Source organism: Herbiconiux aconitum (genome assembly GCF_024979235.1).
GTDB lineage: Bacteria > Actinomycetota > Actinomycetes > Actinomycetales > Microbacteriaceae > Herbiconiux > Herbiconiux aconitum.
On sequence record NZ_JANLCM010000001.1, the window covers coordinates 2,198,213 to 2,215,924 of the forward strand.

General features: G+C 67.3%; 11 protein-coding genes and 1 tRNA gene. 6 read left to right on the plus strand and 6 right to left on the minus strand.

Going from position 1 to position 17,712, the window contains the following annotated elements:
- Positions 1–6 precede the first annotated feature (6 nt).
- Positions 7–507, minus strand: coding sequence for a MarR family winged helix-turn-helix transcriptional regulator (locus N1027_RS10440; protein ID WP_259507519.1), 501 nt, complete (start codon positions 505–507; stop codon positions 7–9).
- A gap of 78 nt (positions 508–585) precedes the next feature.
- Between N1027_RS10440 and N1027_RS10445 the strand changes: the two genes are divergently transcribed.
- The 5 genes from N1027_RS10445 (at position 586) to ftsY (ending at position 4,290) form a co-directional block, all read left to right on the plus strand.
- Positions 586–657, plus strand: a tRNA-Gln gene (locus N1027_RS10445).
- A 28-nt stretch (positions 658–685) separates the two neighbouring features.
- Entirely contained in the window at positions 686–2,131 is a 1,446-nt protein-coding gene (gene glmU, locus N1027_RS10450) for a bifunctional UDP-N-acetylglucosamine diphosphorylase/glucosamine-1-phosphate N-acetyltransferase GlmU (RefSeq protein ID WP_259507521.1), read from the plus strand.
- 20 nt (positions 2,132–2,151) lie between these two features.
- Entirely contained in the window at positions 2,152–3,129 is a 978-nt protein-coding gene (locus tag N1027_RS10455; protein WP_259507523.1) for a ribose-phosphate diphosphokinase, read from the plus strand.
- Positions 3,126–3,422 carry a mycoredoxin gene (locus N1027_RS10460; protein WP_284438734.1) on the plus strand — a complete coding sequence of 99 codons (297 nt, stop codon included), beginning with the start codon at positions 3,126–3,128 and terminating at the stop codon, positions 3,420–3,422. The genes N1027_RS10455 and N1027_RS10460 overlap by 4 nt, the downstream gene beginning before the upstream one ends.
- Entirely contained in the window at positions 3,415–4,290 is an 876-nt protein-coding gene (gene ftsY / locus N1027_RS10465) for a signal recognition particle-docking protein FtsY (protein ID WP_259507525.1), read from the plus strand. Before N1027_RS10460 ends, ftsY begins: the two co-directional genes overlap by 8 nt.
- 47 nt (positions 4,291–4,337) lie before the next feature.
- Here ftsY and N1027_RS10470 read toward each other — a convergent pair whose 3' ends face one another.
- From N1027_RS10470 to N1027_RS10490, 5 genes are all read right to left on the minus strand, one after another.
- Positions 4,338–5,174: an alpha/beta fold hydrolase gene (locus N1027_RS10470; RefSeq protein WP_259507526.1), complete on the minus strand. Its 837-nt coding sequence runs from the start codon at positions 5,172–5,174 to the stop codon at positions 4,338–4,340.
- Positions 5,175–5,357: 183 nt separating this feature from the next.
- Positions 5,358–6,881: an L-arabinose isomerase gene (gene araA / locus N1027_RS10475; protein WP_259507527.1), complete on the minus strand. Its 1,524-nt coding sequence runs from the start codon at positions 6,879–6,881 to the stop codon at positions 5,358–5,360.
- The gene (locus tag N1027_RS10480; protein WP_372499720.1) at positions 6,878–7,579 is read right to left on the minus strand and encodes an L-ribulose-5-phosphate 4-epimerase; all 702 of its coding nucleotides are present in this window, start codon (positions 7,577–7,579) and stop codon (positions 6,878–6,880) included. Before N1027_RS10480 ends, araA begins: the two co-directional genes overlap by 4 nt.
- A 29-nt stretch (positions 7,580–7,608) precedes the next feature.
- On the minus strand, positions 7,609–9,363 hold the full coding sequence (locus N1027_RS10485; RefSeq protein WP_259507531.1) for a xylulokinase: 1,755 nt from the start codon (positions 9,361–9,363) through the stop codon (positions 7,609–7,611).
- A gap of 236 nt (positions 9,364–9,599) precedes the next feature.
- On the minus strand, positions 9,600–10,625 hold the full coding sequence (locus tag N1027_RS10490) for a LacI family DNA-binding transcriptional regulator (RefSeq protein WP_259507532.1): 1,026 nt from the start codon (positions 10,623–10,625) through the stop codon (positions 9,600–9,602).
- A gap of 140 nt (positions 10,626–10,765) precedes the next feature.
- Here N1027_RS10490 and N1027_RS10495 point away from each other — a divergent pair, with 140 nt between their 5' ends.
- On the plus strand, positions 10,766–17,629 hold the full coding sequence (locus N1027_RS10495; RefSeq protein WP_259507534.1) for a PA14 domain-containing protein: 6,864 nt from the start codon (positions 10,766–10,768) through the stop codon (positions 17,627–17,629).
- The last annotated feature ends 83 nt before the right edge of the window (positions 17,630–17,712 follow it).

The window sequence follows — 17,712 nt, forward strand, 5'->3', positions numbered from 1 at the left end:
CGGGCGTCAGGCCATGTCGAGGGAGAGGCGGCGGAGGAGCGTGGCCAGGCGCTCCTGGTCGGCCTTCGAGAGGCCGCAGAGCAGCTCGGTCTCGGCCTGCACCAGGTGCGAGATCGCGGCATCCACCCGGTCGCGACCGTCGTCGGTCATCGACACCAGCACGCCGCGCCCGTCGTTCGGATGCGTGCGCCGCTCCACCAGACCGCGCCGCACCATGCCGTCGATGCGATTGGTCATCGTGCCGCTGGACACGTAGGTCTGCTCGAGCAGAGCCTTGGGGCTGAGCTCGTGCGGATACCCGGCACGACGCAACGCGGCCAGCACATCGAATTCCCACGGCTCGAGATCCGCGGTGGCGAACGAGGCCCGACGGGTCTTCTCCAGCTGCTTCGCGAGCCGGGTGACGCGCGACAAGATCTTCAGCGGTGAGAAGTCGAGCCCGGGATGCTCGCGCATCCACGCTTCGACGATCTCGTCGACTGAGTCGCGGCTCTCCCTGGCGTTCATCCCCCCATTATCCTCACCGGCGTCGCTTGGTGGGGCTGTGCGTCTGGCAAACTGGGTAACTGCCGGTGCGTCCGGCGGTCCGCCTTGGTGTAATGGCAGCACGACAGCCTTTGGAGCTGTTAGGTCCAGGTTCGAGTCCTGGAGGCGGAGCATGCTGAAGTAAGTGGAGGGGTACTGAATGACCGACGAGAAGCTCGCCATCGTTGTCCTGGCCGCGGGCCAGGGCACCCGGATGAAGTCCGCAACTCCCAAGCTGCTGCACGAGATCGCGGGCGTGCCGCTCATCGGTCACGTGCTCGCCACCGCCGGACAGCTGGATGCCGCCCACACGGTCACCGTGGTGCGGCATGAACGCGACGCCGTGCAAGGCGTCGTGCACGACCACTTCCCGAGCTCCCTCATCGTCGACCAGGACGACGTACCCGGCACCGGGCGGGCCGTCGAGCAGGCCGTCGCAGCACTCCCGGGTGATTTCGACGGCGACGTGCTCGTCGTCAGCGGCGACGTGCCGCTACTCGACGCGGCGACCCTGACCGAGCTGATCGCCGCCCACCGCGCGAGCCACGCCACCGCGACGCTGCTTTCCGCCGTGCTCACCGAGCCCGCGGGCTACGGCCGCATCGTGCGCACTGCCGACGGGATGCTCGACCGCATCGTCGAGCACAAAGACGCGACCGACTCCGAACTCGCGATCCACGAGATCAACGCCGGTGTGTACGTCTTCGGGCTCTCCGAACTCCGCGACCAGCTCGCGCAGATCACCACGGCCAACGCCCAGGGCGAGAAGTACCTCACCGACGTGATCGGCCTTCTCCGACGCGCGGGGTCCGACGTGGCTGCCATGCCGGTGAGCGAGCCCTGGCTGGTCGCCGGGATCAACGACCGCGCCCAGCTCGGTGAGGCGGCGGCGAAGCTCAACGCTCTCATCGTGCGCGGCTGGCAGTTGAGCGGGGTGACGATCCAAGACCCCGCCACGACGTGGATCGACCTCAAGGCAAGCCTCGCCGAAGACGTCACGATCCTCCCGGGCACGCAGATCAAGGGCGCCACGAGCATCGCGCGCGGCGCGACCGTGGGCCCCGACAGCACCCTGGTCGACTGCGAGGTCGGTGAGAACGCGGTCGTGAAGCGCACCGACGCGACGCTCTCCGTGATCGGCGCCGGCGCATCCGTGGGCCCGTTCTCCTACCTGCGGCCGAACACGGTGCTCGACGCCGACGGCAAGATCGGCACGTTCGTCGAGACGAAGAACTCGCACATCGGGCAGGGGAGCAAGGTGCCGCACCTCTCCTACATCGGTGACACCGAGATCGGTGTCGGCTCGAACGTGGGGGCCGGAACCATCACCGCCAACTACGACGGCGTGAACAAGAACCGCACCCAGGTGGGGTCGCACGTGCGCACCGGGTCGCACAACGTGTTCGTCGCGCCGGTTAGAATTGGAGACGGCGCCTACACGGGTGCGGGGACGGTCGTCCGTAAAGACGTCCCGTCCGGCGCTCTCGCGATCACCGTGGCTCCTCAGAGGAACATGGCCGGCTGGGTCGAACAGAACCGGCCCGGAACGGATGCGGCGACGGCGGCGCAGGCGGCCGGGTCGCAATCCGACTCCGCTGCCGAATAGCCCAACAAGAGCGGAGAACAGTGTCCGGAATCAAGGCCAGCACGGAGAAGAGCCTCGTCGTCGTCTCAGGACGAGCGCATCCGAAGCTGGCGGAGGACATCGCTGCCGCTCTCGGCACGGATCTCGTCGAAACCGAGGCCCGCACATTCGCCAACGGTGAGCTCTACATCCGCTACGGCGAGAGCGTGCGCGGCAGCGACGTGTTCGTTCTGCAGTCGCACACCGCTCCCATCAACGAGTGGCTGATGGAACAGCTCATCATGGTCGACGCCCTGAAGCGCGCGTCGGCCAAGCGCATCACCGTGGTCGCCCCGTTCTACCCGTACGCCCGTCAAGACAAGAAGGGCCGCGGCCGGGAGCCCATCTCGGCACGGCTGGTCGCCGACCTGTTCAAGGCCGCCGGCGCCGACCGCATCATGTCGGTCGACCTTCACGCGGCGCAGATCCAGGGCTTCTTCGACGGCCCGGTCGACCACCTCTTCGCCATGCCGGTGCTGCTCGAGCACATGCGCAAGTCGCTCGACCCTGCGACCCTCACGGTCGTGTCGCCCGACATGGGCCGGGTGCGGGTGGCGGATGTCTGGAGCGACAAGCTCGGAGTGCCGCTGGCCATCATCCACAAGCGTCGTGACCCGCGCGTGCCCAACCAGGTGAGCGTGCACGAGATCGTCGGTGAGGTCTCGGGCCGGGTCTGTCTGCTCGTCGACGACCTGATCGACACCGGGCGCACCATCGTCGCCGCCGCCGAGGCCCTGAAGGCCAACGGCGCCACCGGAGTCGTGGTGGCGGCGACGCACGCCGTGTTCTCCGACCCGGCCACCGAGATCCTGCAGTCGCCGTTCATCGACCAGGTGGTCGTCACCGACACCCTGCCGCTGCCTCCCGAGAAGCACTGGGACAGGCTGACCGTGCTGCCGATCGCTCCACTGATCGCGCGGGCCATCAACGAGGTCTTCTCCGATGGATCGGTCACCACGATGTTCGACGGCGACGCATGAGCGGCGCATCCGCGGCACCCTCGTCGGCCGCGACGCTCGAGGCCTTCACCCCGGCCGAGGGGTCGATCACGATGTTCTCGACCAGCTGGTGCGGCTACTGCGCGCGTCTGAAGAAGCAGCTCGACGCATCCGGAATCGGCTACACCGAGGTGAACATCGAGGAGGTCGACGGAACGGCCGAGCTGGTGGCCGCCGTGAACGGCGGCAACCAGACGGTGCCGACCGTGGTGTTCCCTGACGGGTCGACCGCCACCAACCCTTCGGCTCGCGACGTGGCGGCCCGCCTTGGCTGATCGCACTCCCTGGTCGCTTTCGGGCGCGCTCCGCGGCATGTTCGCGAAGCGCACCATCGACGCGGAGACCTGGGAAGACCTCGAAGACGCGCTGATCAAGGCCGACTTCGGCCCGGCGATTACCGAAGACGTCGTCGACGACCTGCGCGCCAAGGTGCAGCGCTACTCCACCACCGACCCGAAAGACCTGCAGCGGATGCTCCGCGAGGCGATCGAGGAGCGCCTCGCGAAATACGATCCGACGCTGAAGCTCACCGAACGCCCGGCGGTGGTGCTCGTGGTGGGCGTGAACGGCGTGGGCAAGACGACCACGATCGGCAAGTTCGCGCGGTTCCTCAAGACCTACAACCGCACGGTCGTCGTCGGCGCGGCCGACACCTTCCGCGCGGCGGCCGTGGAACAGCTGGCCACCTGGGCCGAACGGGCGGGAGCCGACGTGGTGCGGCCTCAGCACGAAGGTCAGGATCCGGCATCCGTCGCCTTCCAGACCATCGAACAGGCGAAGGCGCGTGGCACGGAGATCGTGCTCATCGACACAGCCGGCCGGTTGCAGACCAAGGGTGGTCTGATGGATGAGCTCGGAAAGATCCGACGCGTCATCGAGAAGCAGGCGCCTGTGGCCGAGGTGCTGCTCGTGCTCGATGCGACCACCGGGCAGAACGGGCTCGCGCAGGCGGATGCGTTCATCCAGCACGCCGGAGTCACCGGGCTCGTCATCACGAAACTCGACGGCTCGGCGAAGGCCGGGTTCGTGCTGGCCGTGCAGGAGAAGACGGGTATTCCGATCAAGCTCGTGGGGCAGGGTGAGGGCATCAACGACCTCACGGGGTTCACGCCGCATGTGTTCGCGCAGAACCTCGTCGGCTGAGTTCGTAACGACGGAGTTTCGCGCGCGGTGCGCGCTACGACGGAGCCTCAGTCCGCTACGGGGGCGATAGTCCGTCGTTCCGTGCGCGCCAAGAAGTCGCGGAGGGCCGGGAGCACCTCCGGGTGCCGAGGAGTCGCCCCGTGGGTTGCTCCGTCGACCACCAGGATTTCCGCCGCGGGGAGCACGCTCTTGACGTGCTCAGCGGCGCGCAGGCGCTCGGGGTCGCGGGTGCCCGCCACAAGCAGGAGCGGCATGGCGAAGGCGGCCAGTTGGGCATCCGTCACCCGGCCTTCGCGTTGCGTCTCGCGCATGTAGGCAGCCAGTGCGACCTCGTCGTTGGCGCTGAACGCGGCACGGGTGACGGCATCGACGGGTTGGCCGGATGCTTCCTCCCAGCCGGTCAGGAACCCCGCCATGCCGCCCCTCTCGAGCTCGTCGAGAGCGCCGGGGAAGAACACGCGGTCGAATGCACCCTGGCCGGTTCCGGGCGCTCCGGCGATGCTGATCAGGCTGCGGAGGCGGTGCGGATGCGACACCGCGAGCGAGAAGCCGACGCGTGCCCCGAGCGAATAGCCGAGATAGTGCACGCGGTCAAGGCCCAGGGTGTCGAGCACGGCGACGACGTCGCCCGTGAAGAGCTCCATGCCGTAGGCCGGCTGGTGGTGCGGGGTGTCGCTGCGGCCGTGGCCGCGGAGGTCGAGGGTGATGACGGTGCGCTCGGGCGAGAGGGCGCGGAGGTAGCCGAAACCGCGCCAGATGGCCTGGGAGAGAGCCGTGCCGTGCACGAGCAGGATCGGTGTGGCATCCGGAGCCGCCTCGGGGCCTGGCGGAGTGACGCGGTAGGCGATGCGCGCGCCGTCCGTCGGGTTGATCGCGTGCTCCACACCCTCACGCTACCGCTCTCATGGGCATGGTTCGACCGTCTCGACAACCGTCGCGACGGCTACCGTCGCATCCTGAACCGGCCCGAGCACGACTTCGGTGCGTTTCGGGAGGAGCAGAGTGAGAAGACACCCTCATGGGGCCTTCTTCTCACGCAGCTCCTCCCGAAACGGAGGCGGGCAGGGTCAGAGGCCCTGGGCCAGGCGGTAGTAGGCCTGGTTCCACCGCACCTCGTTGGCGAAGCCCTTCAGGGTGGTGTCGGCGTCGATCGTGAGCAGCTCGGTGCGGGCGATCGCAGCGAAGTCCTCGAACACCTCGATGCCCACGGCAGTCGACATCACGGTGTGGTGTGCCGCACCGGCGGTCAGCCAGGCAGCGGCCGACACCGCGAACGAGGGAGCCGGGCGCCAGACGGCGCGGCCCACCGGAAGGTGCGGCAGCGGCGCGCGCGGCTCGACGACCTCGACCACGTTCGCCACGAGGCGGAAGCGGTCGCGCATGTCGCTCATCGCCACCACCACGGCCGGGCCGGGGTCGGCCGTGAAGACGAGCCGCACCGGGTCGTCCTTGCCGCCGATGCCGAGCGGGTGCACTTCGAGCGAGGCGCGCGCCGTGGTGAGCGAGGGGCTCACCTCGAGCATGTGCGCGCCCAGGATGGTTTCGGCGCCTTCGACGAGGTCGTAGGTGTAGTCCTCCATGAGGCTGGCTCCGCCCGGGAGGCCCGCACCCATGACGTTCGCGGCGCGCACCAGGATGGCCGTCTTCCAGTCGCCCTCCGCGCCGAAGCCGTAGCCCTCGGCCATCAGACGCTGCACGGCGAGGCCGGGCAGCTGCTTCAGCGATCCGAGGTCTTCGAAGCTCGTCGTGAAGGCGCCGAAGCCGCCCTCCTCGAGGAACGAGCGCAGTCCGATCTCGATCGCAGCCCCGTCGCGGAGCGACTGGTGGCGGTCGCCACCGGCCCGCAGTTCGGGCACGACGTCGTAGAGCTCCTCGTACTCGGCGACCAGCGCATCCACGGCCGCGCTGTCGGCCTCGGCGACAGCCACGGCGGCCGCCAGGTCGTTGACACCCCAGGTGTTGACCTGCACGCCGAAACGGATCTCGGCCTCGGTCTTGTCGCCCTCGGTCACCGCGACGTAGCGCATGTTGTCGCCGAAACGGGCGAGCTTCAGGGTCTTGACGGCCTGCCATCCGGCGGCAGCGCGCGACCAGTCGGCGATCTGCTGCTGCACGAGCGGGTTGGAGGCGTGCCCCACCACGGTCTTGCGCGCCACGCCCAGACGGGTCTGGATGTAGCCGAACTCGCGGTCGCCGTGAGCGGCCTGGTTGAGGTTCATGAAGTCGAAGTCGATCTCGGCGTAGGGCAGCTCGACGTTCGCCTGCGTGTGCAGGTGCAGCAGCGGCTTCTGCAGGGCGTCAAGCCCGGCGATCCACATCTTCGCGGGGCTGAAGGTGTGCATCCAGGCGATCACGCCGATCACCTTGTCGTCGGCGTTCACGTCGAGCGCGGCGCGGCGGATGGACTCCGAGTCCTTCAGCACGGGCTTCCAGACGATCTTCACCGGAATCGACGAGGCGCCGTCGAGGGTCGCGACGATCTGCTGCGACTGGTCGGCCACCTGGCGGAGGGTCTCCTCACCGTAGAGGTTCTGGCTGCCGGTGAAGAACCAGATCTCGAACGGGTCGAGGGAGGTTGCGAGCTTGCTCAATTGAGGGATCCTGTCGGGTCTTGTCCGTAGACGTTCTGGTAGCGGTTGAAAAGGGAGTCGACGGCGTTCGGGTCGATGGGCACCGGCTCGCCGAGCTGCCGGGAGAGGTGCACGGTGCGGGCGACGTCTTCGGTCATCACGGCCGCCTTGACGGCGTCGCGCGCATCCTTGCCGATCGTGAAGGGGCCGTGGTTCTTCATCAGCACGGCGCGTGACCGGTGCCCGCGGAGCGTCTCGACGATGCCGCGGCCGATCGAGTCGTCGCCGATGACGGCGAACGGGCCCACGGGGATCTCGCCGCCGAACTCGTCCGCCATCGCGGTGATGACGCAGGGGATCGCCTCGCCGCGAGCCGCCCACGCGACGGCGTAGGGGGAGTGCGTGTGCACGACCCCGCCCACGTCGGGCATGTTGCGGTAGACGTACGCGTGCGCAGCGGTGTCACTGCTCGGTGAGCGGTCGGAGCCGGGGGAGCCCTCCACGACGGTGCCGTCGAGGGTGCAGAGGATCATGTTCTCGGGCGCGAGGTCGTCGTAGTCGACGCCGGAGGGCTTGATCACGAAGAGGTCGGCGCCGGGCACGCGGCCGGAGACGTTGCCGCCGGTCCAGACCACGAGGCCGTAGCGGGTGAGCTCGGCGTGCAGGGCGGCGACGTCGGCGCGCACGCCGTCGATCGCCTCTTGCAGTTCAGGGGAGATGGCGGGCGCGGCGGTTGTCGTCGGGTCGGTCACGCGGTCGTTCCTTTCAGGGTGAGCGCTTCGACGGCGGCACGCTCGACGGCGAGGCCGGCGCGGTAACGGTCGAGGTAGGCGGCGAAGCCGGCCACGTCGGCCGGATCGGGGTCGGTGGTCTGGATGCCGGCGCCGGCGAAGACGCGGTCGCGGAGATAGGCGTCGAGGCCGGAGGCGGCCGCCGAGCCGGGGGCGCCGCTGGTGTTGCCGGAGCTGTCGGGCTCGTCGACGTCGGATGTCGCCTCCGAGACGTAGGAGACATACGACGCCAGCACCGCGATGCCCCACGCGCCACCCTCCGACGCGGTCTCGGCCACGGCCACGGGGGCATCGAGCGCCCCGGCCAGGAAGCGCTGGGCGACCCCGGCCGTGCGGAACATGCCGCCGTGGGCGAACATCCGGTCGAGCGCGACCCCCTCATCGGCGAGCACGCGCATGCCGAGCGCGAGGGTGCCGAACACTCCGTAGAGCTGGGCTCGCATGAAGTTCGCGAGGGTGAAGCGGCTGTCGGGCGTGCGCGCGACGAGCGGTCGGCCCTCGGTCAGGCCCGCGATCGGCTCACCCGCGAGGTAGTTGTAGGCGAGCAGGCCCCCGGCATCCGCCTCGCCGTCGAGGGCCTCGCGGAAGAGTACATCGAACACCGCATCGGAGTCGACGGATGCGGATGGGGCCGATGGGGCGGCGACGGATGCGCCAGATGCGGATGCGGCGGATGCGGCGGCCGCCGAGAACCGGCCGAAGAGCCCGGCCCACGCGGCGAGTTCGCTCGCCCCGTTGTTGCAGTGCACCATCGCGACGGGGTCGCCGGCCGGGGTGGTCACCAGGTCGAGCTCGTGGTGCACGTTCTCGAGCGGACGCTCGAGAACGACCATGGCGAAGATGCTCGTGCCTGCACTGACGTTGCCCGTGCGCGGTGCGACGGCGCCGGTAGCGACCATGCCCGTTCCGGCGTCTCCCTCGGGCGGGCAGAGCACGATGCCCGGCTGGAGCGCTCCGCTCGGGTCGAGCAGCGCGGCGCCGTCGGCGGTGAGTTCGCCGGCCGGGCTGCCGGCCACCAGAACGTGGGGGAGCAGCTCCGTCAGCTTCAGACCCGGCGCCGTCGAGGCGACCAGCCCGTCGTATCGCGCGACGAGTTCTGCGTCGTAGTCGTGGGTTGCCGCATCGATGGGGAACATGCCCGACGCATCGCCGACCCCGAGAACAGAGCGGCCGGTGAGGCGCCAGTGCAGGTAGCCGGCGAGGGTCGTGATGTGCCGGATCTGCGCGACGTGCGGCTCGCGATCGATCACCGCCTGGTGTAGATGGGCGATCGACCAGCGGAGCGGGATGTTGACGCCGAACAGCTCGGTGAGCTCGGCGGCAGCGGGCCCGGTGGTGGTGTTGCGCCAGGTGCGGAAAGGAACCAGAAGTTCGCCGGCGGCGTCGAAGGCGAGGTAGCCGTGCATCATCGCGGAGACACCGATGGCGCCGTAGGTCTCGGGTCGCACGCCGTAGCGTTGCTCGACGTCGGCGATGAGATCGGCGTAGGCGGCCTGGAGGCCCGACCAGACGTCGTCGATCGAGTAGGTCCACATGCGGTCGACGAACTCGTTCTCCCAGTCGTGACTGCCGACGGCGAGCACGGTGGACGGGTCGTCGCCGATCAGGCAGGCCTTGATGCGGGTCGACCCCAGTTCGATGCCGAGCGACGTGCGGCCGTTCAGGATGGCGTCGCGGGCTTTCAGTGTGGACTCCGCGACTGGCTCGCTCATGGTGCAGTGACTCCCTCGGCTCGGAATGTGATCGCTCACATTGCGCATCGAGCTTACGACATCCACCCCCTCCTCTGGAAGCGCGAGCTCCCTTCCCTGTGAACTTCTTGCCGCTCCAGGTGGCCGGCCCACGATTTCGGGGCGGTTGGCGGCAACAATCGGCGGGGCGGGGCGGGAGTCGGGCGGGGTGCCGGATGGGCGCGGTCAGGTGCGCGGCGTGTGCCGGATGCGCGCGGTCAGGCGAGGTCGGAGGGCGGCGGTGCCGTCGATGCGCGTGTCACGAGCATGGGCAGCGCTGACGGGGGAGCCGGCTGCTCACCGAGCAGCAGAGCGACGCAGCGCCGCCCGGCCTCGGCGAAGTCCTGGCGCACAGTGGTGAGCGGCGGGAGGTAGTGCGCGGCCTCGGGAGTGTCGTCGAAGCCGACGACACTCAGCTGGCGCGGAACATCCACCCCTGCGTCGCTCGCCGCGTGAAGCACACCGAGCGCCATCTGGTCGTTCGACGAGAAGATCGCCGTCGCGCCCCGGGCGATCAAGTCCTGCCCAGCGCTGTAGCCCGATGACGCGCTCCAATCCCCGGCGGAGACCAGGTCGGTCGGCAACGCCCGGTCGTCGAGTTCAGCCGTGAATCCGGCGAGGCGGGAGGTGGCGTCGATCCAGTCGGCAGGCCCGGCGACGTGCCCGATCCGTCGGTGTCCGAGCTCGGCGAGATGAGCCGTGGCGATGCGCGCACCCTCCACCTGATCGAGGGCGAGTTCGGAGGTGCCGACCGTCGCGAGGGTCTGGAGCGTCACGAAGGGCACGCTGAACGAGCGATCGGAGAGACTCGCCAAGACCTGCAGTTGCGGGGCGATGACGACGAGACCTTCGGCGGAGAGGTCGACCAGGTGGTTGATGGCCTCGTCGATGGAGGCCTGATCGAGGCCGTCGGCGTTCGCGATGGTCACGCTGTATCCCCGGCTCCGGGCGGCGGCTTCGACGGCGCTGATGCCCGAGGCGGGCCCGTACTCTCCGCTCGAGGTCGACAGGATGCCGATGATGCGCGAGCGGCTCGTCACCAGCGCGCGGGCGGCGAGATTCGGTCGGTAGCTGAGGGCGCGCATGGCATCGAGCACCTTCTGCCGGGTCGCTGGCCGCACGCTCGGATGCCCGTTCAGCACGCGAGACACCGTCTGATGCGACACCCCGGCCGCCTTCGCCACGTCGAACACGCTCGCCGCACGCGGCGGCTTGGCGGCGTCGGGAATGGGCTCGGGCGTCATGCGTCGATTATGCCGTGCATGTCTATTGTGAGATTCACTCAGATTCTGTATGCTCGACCCAGGTCATCTGGGGGAACGTCGCCGTTCGAGATCGCGGTCTCGCTGTCGTGGAGATCTCTGTGTCGCGTCGCCTCACCAGGATGCCATTCGTCCTGTCAGCAATAACCACCATCGCTCTGATCGTGGGCACCGGTGCTCCCGCGTGGGGAGCGGCGCTCGAGCCGGTGACGTCCGGTTCCGACGAGATCGTGGAGCCCGACCCAGCGTCGTTGAAGTCTGAGGCATCCGACCCTCCCGTCATCGACCCTGTGGCGGTGCCGAGCGGTGATTTCAGCGACGAGCCAGACCCGAATCCGCTGCCTGCTCCCGAACCGGCGACGCCATTGCTGGTCGATCGTGCCCCGGGAGATTCGGAGACCGCCGTCACCGACTTCGACCCGGATGTCGCGGAGCTCGTCTCCCGCAGCGAGTACGACTCCACGTACCGAAACGCTGACAGCACGCTCACGACGGTGGTGTCGCCCGAGGTGCAGAACGTGAGGGTCGATGGGTCGTGGGTTCCGATCGAGACCGGGGTGGCCGCATCCGGCCCGTGGTCGCTGTTCGGCATCGGGGGAGCCGCGGTGGAGCGCCATCCGCTCGCGCCCACCTTCGCTCCGACTGCGAGCGATCACGATGTGCTGACTCTCAGCAGGGCCGATCACACCATCGGGTTCACGCTGCAGGATTCAGCGGACAGCCCGATCCGGCGTGACGCGGTCGGCGGAGACGACGGTAGGAGTCACGTGCAATACGACGCGGTCTTTCCGAAGACCGATTTGCTCTACGACGTCACCAAGTCGAGTGTGAAGGAGAACCTGCGGCTCGGGGCGGCGCCCGGAAGTCGCGGGAGGGTGTCGTGGTCGTGGGCGGTGGATGCCGACGGGCTGATCCTGCACAAGACCGCTGACGGCGGTGTCGAGTTCAAAGACGAAGGCGGCGCGGTCGTGTTTCTGCTGCCCTCGCCGAGCATGTCCGACTCGTCGGCTGTGGCTGGAGTGCGCACGAGTGCTGATGCGCCCGTGCGAACCACCGTGCTCCGCCGAGGTGACGCCTGGACGCTGACGTTGAGCGCCGATCGCGACTGGCTGAACGACCCGGCACGGGTGTATCCGGTGTTGGTCGATCCGACCATCTCGACGGCGGCGAATGAATTCATGCGCGCCTACAAGTCCAACGGGATGACCAGCAATGGCATGCAGGTCGGCAATTCGAACAATGGCGGGTTCTGGCGCACGGTCTTCCATGTGAATTACGAGCAGTTCTTCGGCAAGCAGGTCATCGGTGCCGGTCTCGAGGTCACGGACATCTATGGCGACAGTTCCTACGACGAGTACGGCGTCGCGCTGTCGACGGCGACGACCTTCGGCTACGAGAGCGTGGGGCAAGACCTCGGAGGGTTCTCGATCGGGCCCAGTGGAGGGCTGAGCACCGATATGAGGCTGCAGAACAAGATCTCCGAATACGTGCGCACGAGCTACTCGGGCGGGTTCTTCACCCTGGTCGGCGATGAAAGCCCCGATGTCTTCACCTACAAGCACGTCGAGACCCAGCTGGTGGTGAATTGGAAGGAGTATGCGACTCCGGGGCGACCGGGCGCGTCGAGTCCCGCGAACGGCGCAGTGAATGTGAGTCTGGTGCCGAAGCTGTCCGTGCAGGGTGCCACCACCGATCCGTCGTGGCAGCTGCACTACCGGTTCCGCGCGTCGACGTCGTCGAATCCTGCCTCCGACCCCAACCCGGCTTATGATTCTGACTGGGTGGGGTCGAGCGAGGTCACCGTGCCGGAAGCGAAGCTGCAGCCGGGCATGACGTATCGCTGGATGTACTGGGTGCGCGACACGACCGACGGTCATCTCGGCGACTCGACCGTGCGCCAGAGTCCCGTCACCTGGTCGTTCACGACGAACACGGTCCCGCTGACCACGCTCGCATCAGCCGTCCCTGCCGACAACGGGATCGTCGTAACGACGACACCCACACTGAGTGTCGGCACACCCGCCGGCATCACCGGGCGGACCATGAAGTACTGGTTCCGGATCGCGTCGGGCTCCGACTCCAAGACCGGTGTCATCGTCTCGTCGGGCTGGCAGACGGGGACGACGTGGACCGTTCCGGCGAATTTCTTGCAAGATGGCTCCTCCTACACGTGGACGGTGTTGTCGCAGGATCAGTACTCCGACTCGGCGACTCCATGGGTCGGGCGGTTCAGGGTGAACCGGCGGATCACTGACCCCGGTCCAGCACCCACTGATTCCGCGGGGCCCGTGACCGTCAATCTCGCGAACGGCAACGCCGGGCTGCAGTTTTCCTCACCGGTCGTGTCGACGGCCGGCGGGCCGCTGGGGATGGCGTTCTCCTACAACTCGCAGAAGCCCTCGAACACCGGACTTCGTGGCGAGTATTTCGACGCGACCGAGCCGGCCTCCGCGACTCCGCCGTTCTCGTTCGATGGTCGCGCGGTCGCGATGGTGCGGATCGACCCCGCGATCAACTTCAACTGGGCCCTCAGCTCACCGACCGATGCCGCTCCGGGGGCTGCGAAACCGTTGGTACCGGCCGACCGGTTCCTAACGCGCTGGACGGGAATCATCACGCTTCCTGAGGGCAAATACACGTTCGGGGTCACGGGCGACGACGGCTACCGGGTGTGGCTGGACTCAACGAAGGTCGTCGATCACTGGGCGACAGGCGCGTCGACCACCTGGTCGACGTCGACCATCGATGTTCCGGCAGGCGGGCGCGCCTATGCCTTCAAGTTCGAGTACTTCGAACACGGAGGCCCTGCAGGCGTCGTGTTCAAATTCAAGGTCGGCGGCGGTACCGAGACCCCGGTTCCCGCAGCCTGGTTCACCCGCGCACCCGAGATCCTCCCGTCCGGCTGGGGCGCCTCGAACATCCTGGCCGGCGTTTCCGGAACGTACACCAAGGCCGAGACCACCGAGGGGGGTGTCAAGATCACCGATGTCTACGGCACTGTGCACTCGTACACGAAGAAGAGCGCAGGCGGATACACACCACCGAGCGGCGAGTACGGCGTCGTGGCGCTGGACACGACTGGGGCGGTGACGTTCACCGACGATTCCGGAACGCTGTTCGCGTTCAACAAGGACGGTAGTTTCGCGTCGGCGACCTCCCCGGGAGATGTGCGGAAACCGACCGCTCCCGTCGTCACGTATCGCCCCGGGAGTCGGCTCGTCGACAGCGTCGCCGACCCCCTGTCGCGCGTCGGCACCACTCCGATCTCGTACGACCGGAGGGTCGTCTACCGCTACCGCGGTGACAGTCAGTGCGTCGTCGATGCCGGGTTCTCACCGGCACCGGTCGGGATGCTGTGTCAGATCGAGTTCCCGGACTCCAGCGTCACAAAGCTGCAGTACGACCCGAATGGCTATCTCGTGCGCATCGTCAACCCCGGAAACGAGGTCGTGACCTTCACGTACGACTCGGGAGGCCGGATGACGCAGATTCGCAACGCCCTGGCGAACGACTGGCTGATGGCCGACACAAGCCGAACCGCCGGCCCCGCAAACCGCACCGACATCACCTACGACTCGGTCGGGCGGGTGTCAGCGGTCGGGCTCCCCACGGGTGATGGCGTCACAGAGGCGTCCCGGCCGGGCAAGAAATACACTTACGCGAGCGGCACGAGCTACGTCGACTCGACAGGCCTCTCGGTGCCCCCGGGCACAGGAAGCGATGCTCACGCCGCGAAGGTCACGTTCAACTCGATCCTCCAGGCGACGTCATCGGTCACTGCGGAGGGGTTGACCGCCCAGACGGAATGGAACTCCAAAGACCAGGCTTTGTCGTCGATCGACGCGCAGGGCCTGAAGACGACGACCCTGTACAACGCTCAGGACAGGATGACCGAGCGATACGGTCCGGCACCGGCGAGCTGCTTCGAGGCCGATCGGCGATTCATCACGCCCTGCATGGTCGCCTTCCCTGTGTCTCGAACAATCTACGATCAGGGCTTGCAGGGACTGAATGTCGCCTACTGGGACAACGAGTCGCTGTTCGCTCAACCGAAAGACTTCAACCTGGGTCTCGCCGGAGTCTCCGGCGGCGCCTTCGCCCGGGACTTCGGAACCGCATCACCGATCTCGGGGGTGGCAGATCCAGAGACCTGGTCGCTGAGGGGGACCGGTCTGATCCGGTTCGATCAGACCGGCGCCTATCGATTCAACGTGTGGGCCGACGACGCGGTGCGGGTCTACCTCGACGATGTGCTCGTGATCGACAACTGGACCTACCACGGACCAGCGTTCGTCGGGGACTGGAAGGTCTTCAACGCGACCGCGGGCCAGACGGCGCGCATCCGCATCGACTACGCCGAGAACACCGGGTCGGCGAACGTGCAGCTGAACTGGTGGAAGCCCGGCGCCGCGACCTGGGAGGTGACGCCCGGTTCGGCGCTCACGCCTGATTACGGGCTCGAGACCACCTCCATCAACTACGACACCGCGCCGACGGGGATCGCCGGCATCTCGCGCACCCAGGTGTCGTCGCTCATGACCTCCACGGCGTACGCGAATCCCTGGCTCGGCCTTGCGACATCCTCGAGCATCGACCCCTCAGGCTTGAATCTCACGACCCAAACGGTCTATGAGAGCTCGGGTCTCTACAACCGCCGCATCGGCAAGCTGTCTCCGGCCGACGCGGGAAGCCCGAGCCCTGCGAACGGAGCGAGCTATGCCTACTGGCCGATCGATGGCACACCCACTTCGGCCAACTGTGGCGTGTCCACGTCGACGCGACAGTACGGGATGCTGAAGACAGCGACGTTGTCGCAGGCATCCGCCGAGACCGGCGTCGGCCTCATCACCGTCGACTACGTCTACGACACGATGGGCAGGGTCGCCGGCACCAAGAAGACAGGTGACAGCGCCTGGTCATGTGTGTCGTATGACGCGCGTGGGCGCCCGACGACGAAGACCTCGGCATCCCTGTCCGCACCCATACGCACGACGAAGTTCGGCTACGCATCGCCGACGGGTGACCCCTTGACGACGTGGGTGCAAGACGATCTCACCACCGGGTCCCCGACGACCGGGCGCATCACGACCGTGACGAACCTGCTCGGCCAGGTGCTGTCCAAGACGGATGTGTGGGGCACGGTGACCACCACGAGTTACGACATCCTCGGACGGGTGACGGGTACCGCCGTGGTTGCCGGCGGTGTGACGAACACGACGACGTTCACCTACTCACTCGACGGGCGAGTCGAAACGGTGTCCGACAACGGCAAACTCATCGCTGATCCCAGCTACGCCGGCGGCCTGCTGGCCACCGTCGCCTACCCGGCGGCCGATGGCACGAATGCCGGCAACGGCACCCAGCTCGCCGCTGTCGCCCGAGACGAGGCCGGCCGCGACAAGGCCCTCGTCTGGCAATTCAGCGGAGAACCAGGCTCGGTCGGAGACAGCGTCATCCGATCTCAGGCCGGCCGCGTTATCCGAGCCACGGTCGCTGACTCGACAGCGGGTGCGATCTACACCTCCACGTACTCGTTCGACACGGCGGGTCGCCTGACCGCAGCGTCGATCCCCGGGCACTCGCTCAGCTATGACTACGCGGGCAATGGCGGTTGCGGATCGGCCGCGCGCGCCGGGGCGAACGGCAACCGCACCAGGACGTCGGACACCCCGACAGGTGGCGGAGGGCTGCAGTACTCGACCTCGTATTGCTACGACAGCTCCGATCGACTCACCGCGGCCCCCGAAACCGTCGTGGGCGCGGGTTCCGCTCCAACGTCGATGATTCGACCAGCCCGCTCGCTGGCTCCGACCGACATCGTCTACGACTCGCACGGCAACATGACGAAGCTCGGCAATCAGACCTTCACCTACGACTCCACCGATCGGCACATGTCGACGACGGTTCTCGACGCCGGCGTCTCATCGACGGTCACCTACGTGCGTGACGTGACGGGCGCGATCGTCGCCCGCACGGAGACCGATGGTGCGGCGGCGCCGGTCACCCACCGCTACTCGGGATCGTTGGTGCTGTCGGAGACGAATGTCATCGAGCAGCGGACGCTGTCGTTGCCCGGCGGTGTCACGGTTTCACTCCCGGCGACGGGTGATGCCGTCTGGTGCTACCCGAATCTGCACGGAGATGTGACCTGGACGGCGGGCCCGTCCGGCGTCCGCACGGGCGTGTACCTTTACGACCCGTTCGGTCAGCCCATCGACCTTGCGACGATGGTCATCGGCAGTGCTGCAGCCGACGAGTCGATCCCTGACACGATGCCCGGCTCCTTCGACCCCGGTTGGGTCGGTTCAAAGGGCAAGGGATACGAGCACCTGGGCTCCATCGCGACGATCGAGATGGGCGCCCGAATGTACTCGGCCATGCTGGGTCGTTTCCTGGCTCCCGACCCTGTTGAGGGTGGCAACACCGGTAACTACAACTACCCAAACGACCCCGTCAACATGTTCGACCTCTCCGGCGAGATGCAAGACTGCGGCGCTTGCTCTCACGGCAGCTACAAGGGCGTCACTAAGGGAAGGGCTTGGGTGAAAGTTGGAACTGTTCATACGAACGGGGGTGGGACGGACACAGTCGGCCTTGACTGGAGCGGCCCTGTCAAGCTGACCGCAACCAATCGCTCTGGGGCCTTCACGAGGTTTGCGGTTGACGGGGCACTCGGAAACGTCCGGGAGTCGCGTCAGTTAATCCTGCCTGCGATCATTCCTGGGCAGAACGCCACGGGATACTCGGCGCAGTTCGACAAGTCGAATGCGCTGATCGACTACTCCAGGTGTGCGCACACGAACCCCCCGGATCCAGGCTGCATCGGAACCATACTGAGCTGGACCAATAGTCCGGGCAGCTGGTCCGAATTGCCTCTCAATCCTGACCTTGGTGGTCAAAATCTCAACCAATTTCCAGTAGATGTGGACATTTTCGTATGGCAGGCAATCGGCGATCCTCACGGCGTGCAGATCAAGTACTACTGACCGTCTTACTCGCCGCGACGCTCGCGGCAACTACCGCGTGTTCGAAGGAACACGGAGATATCCCAACGCGAGACGATGTCGTC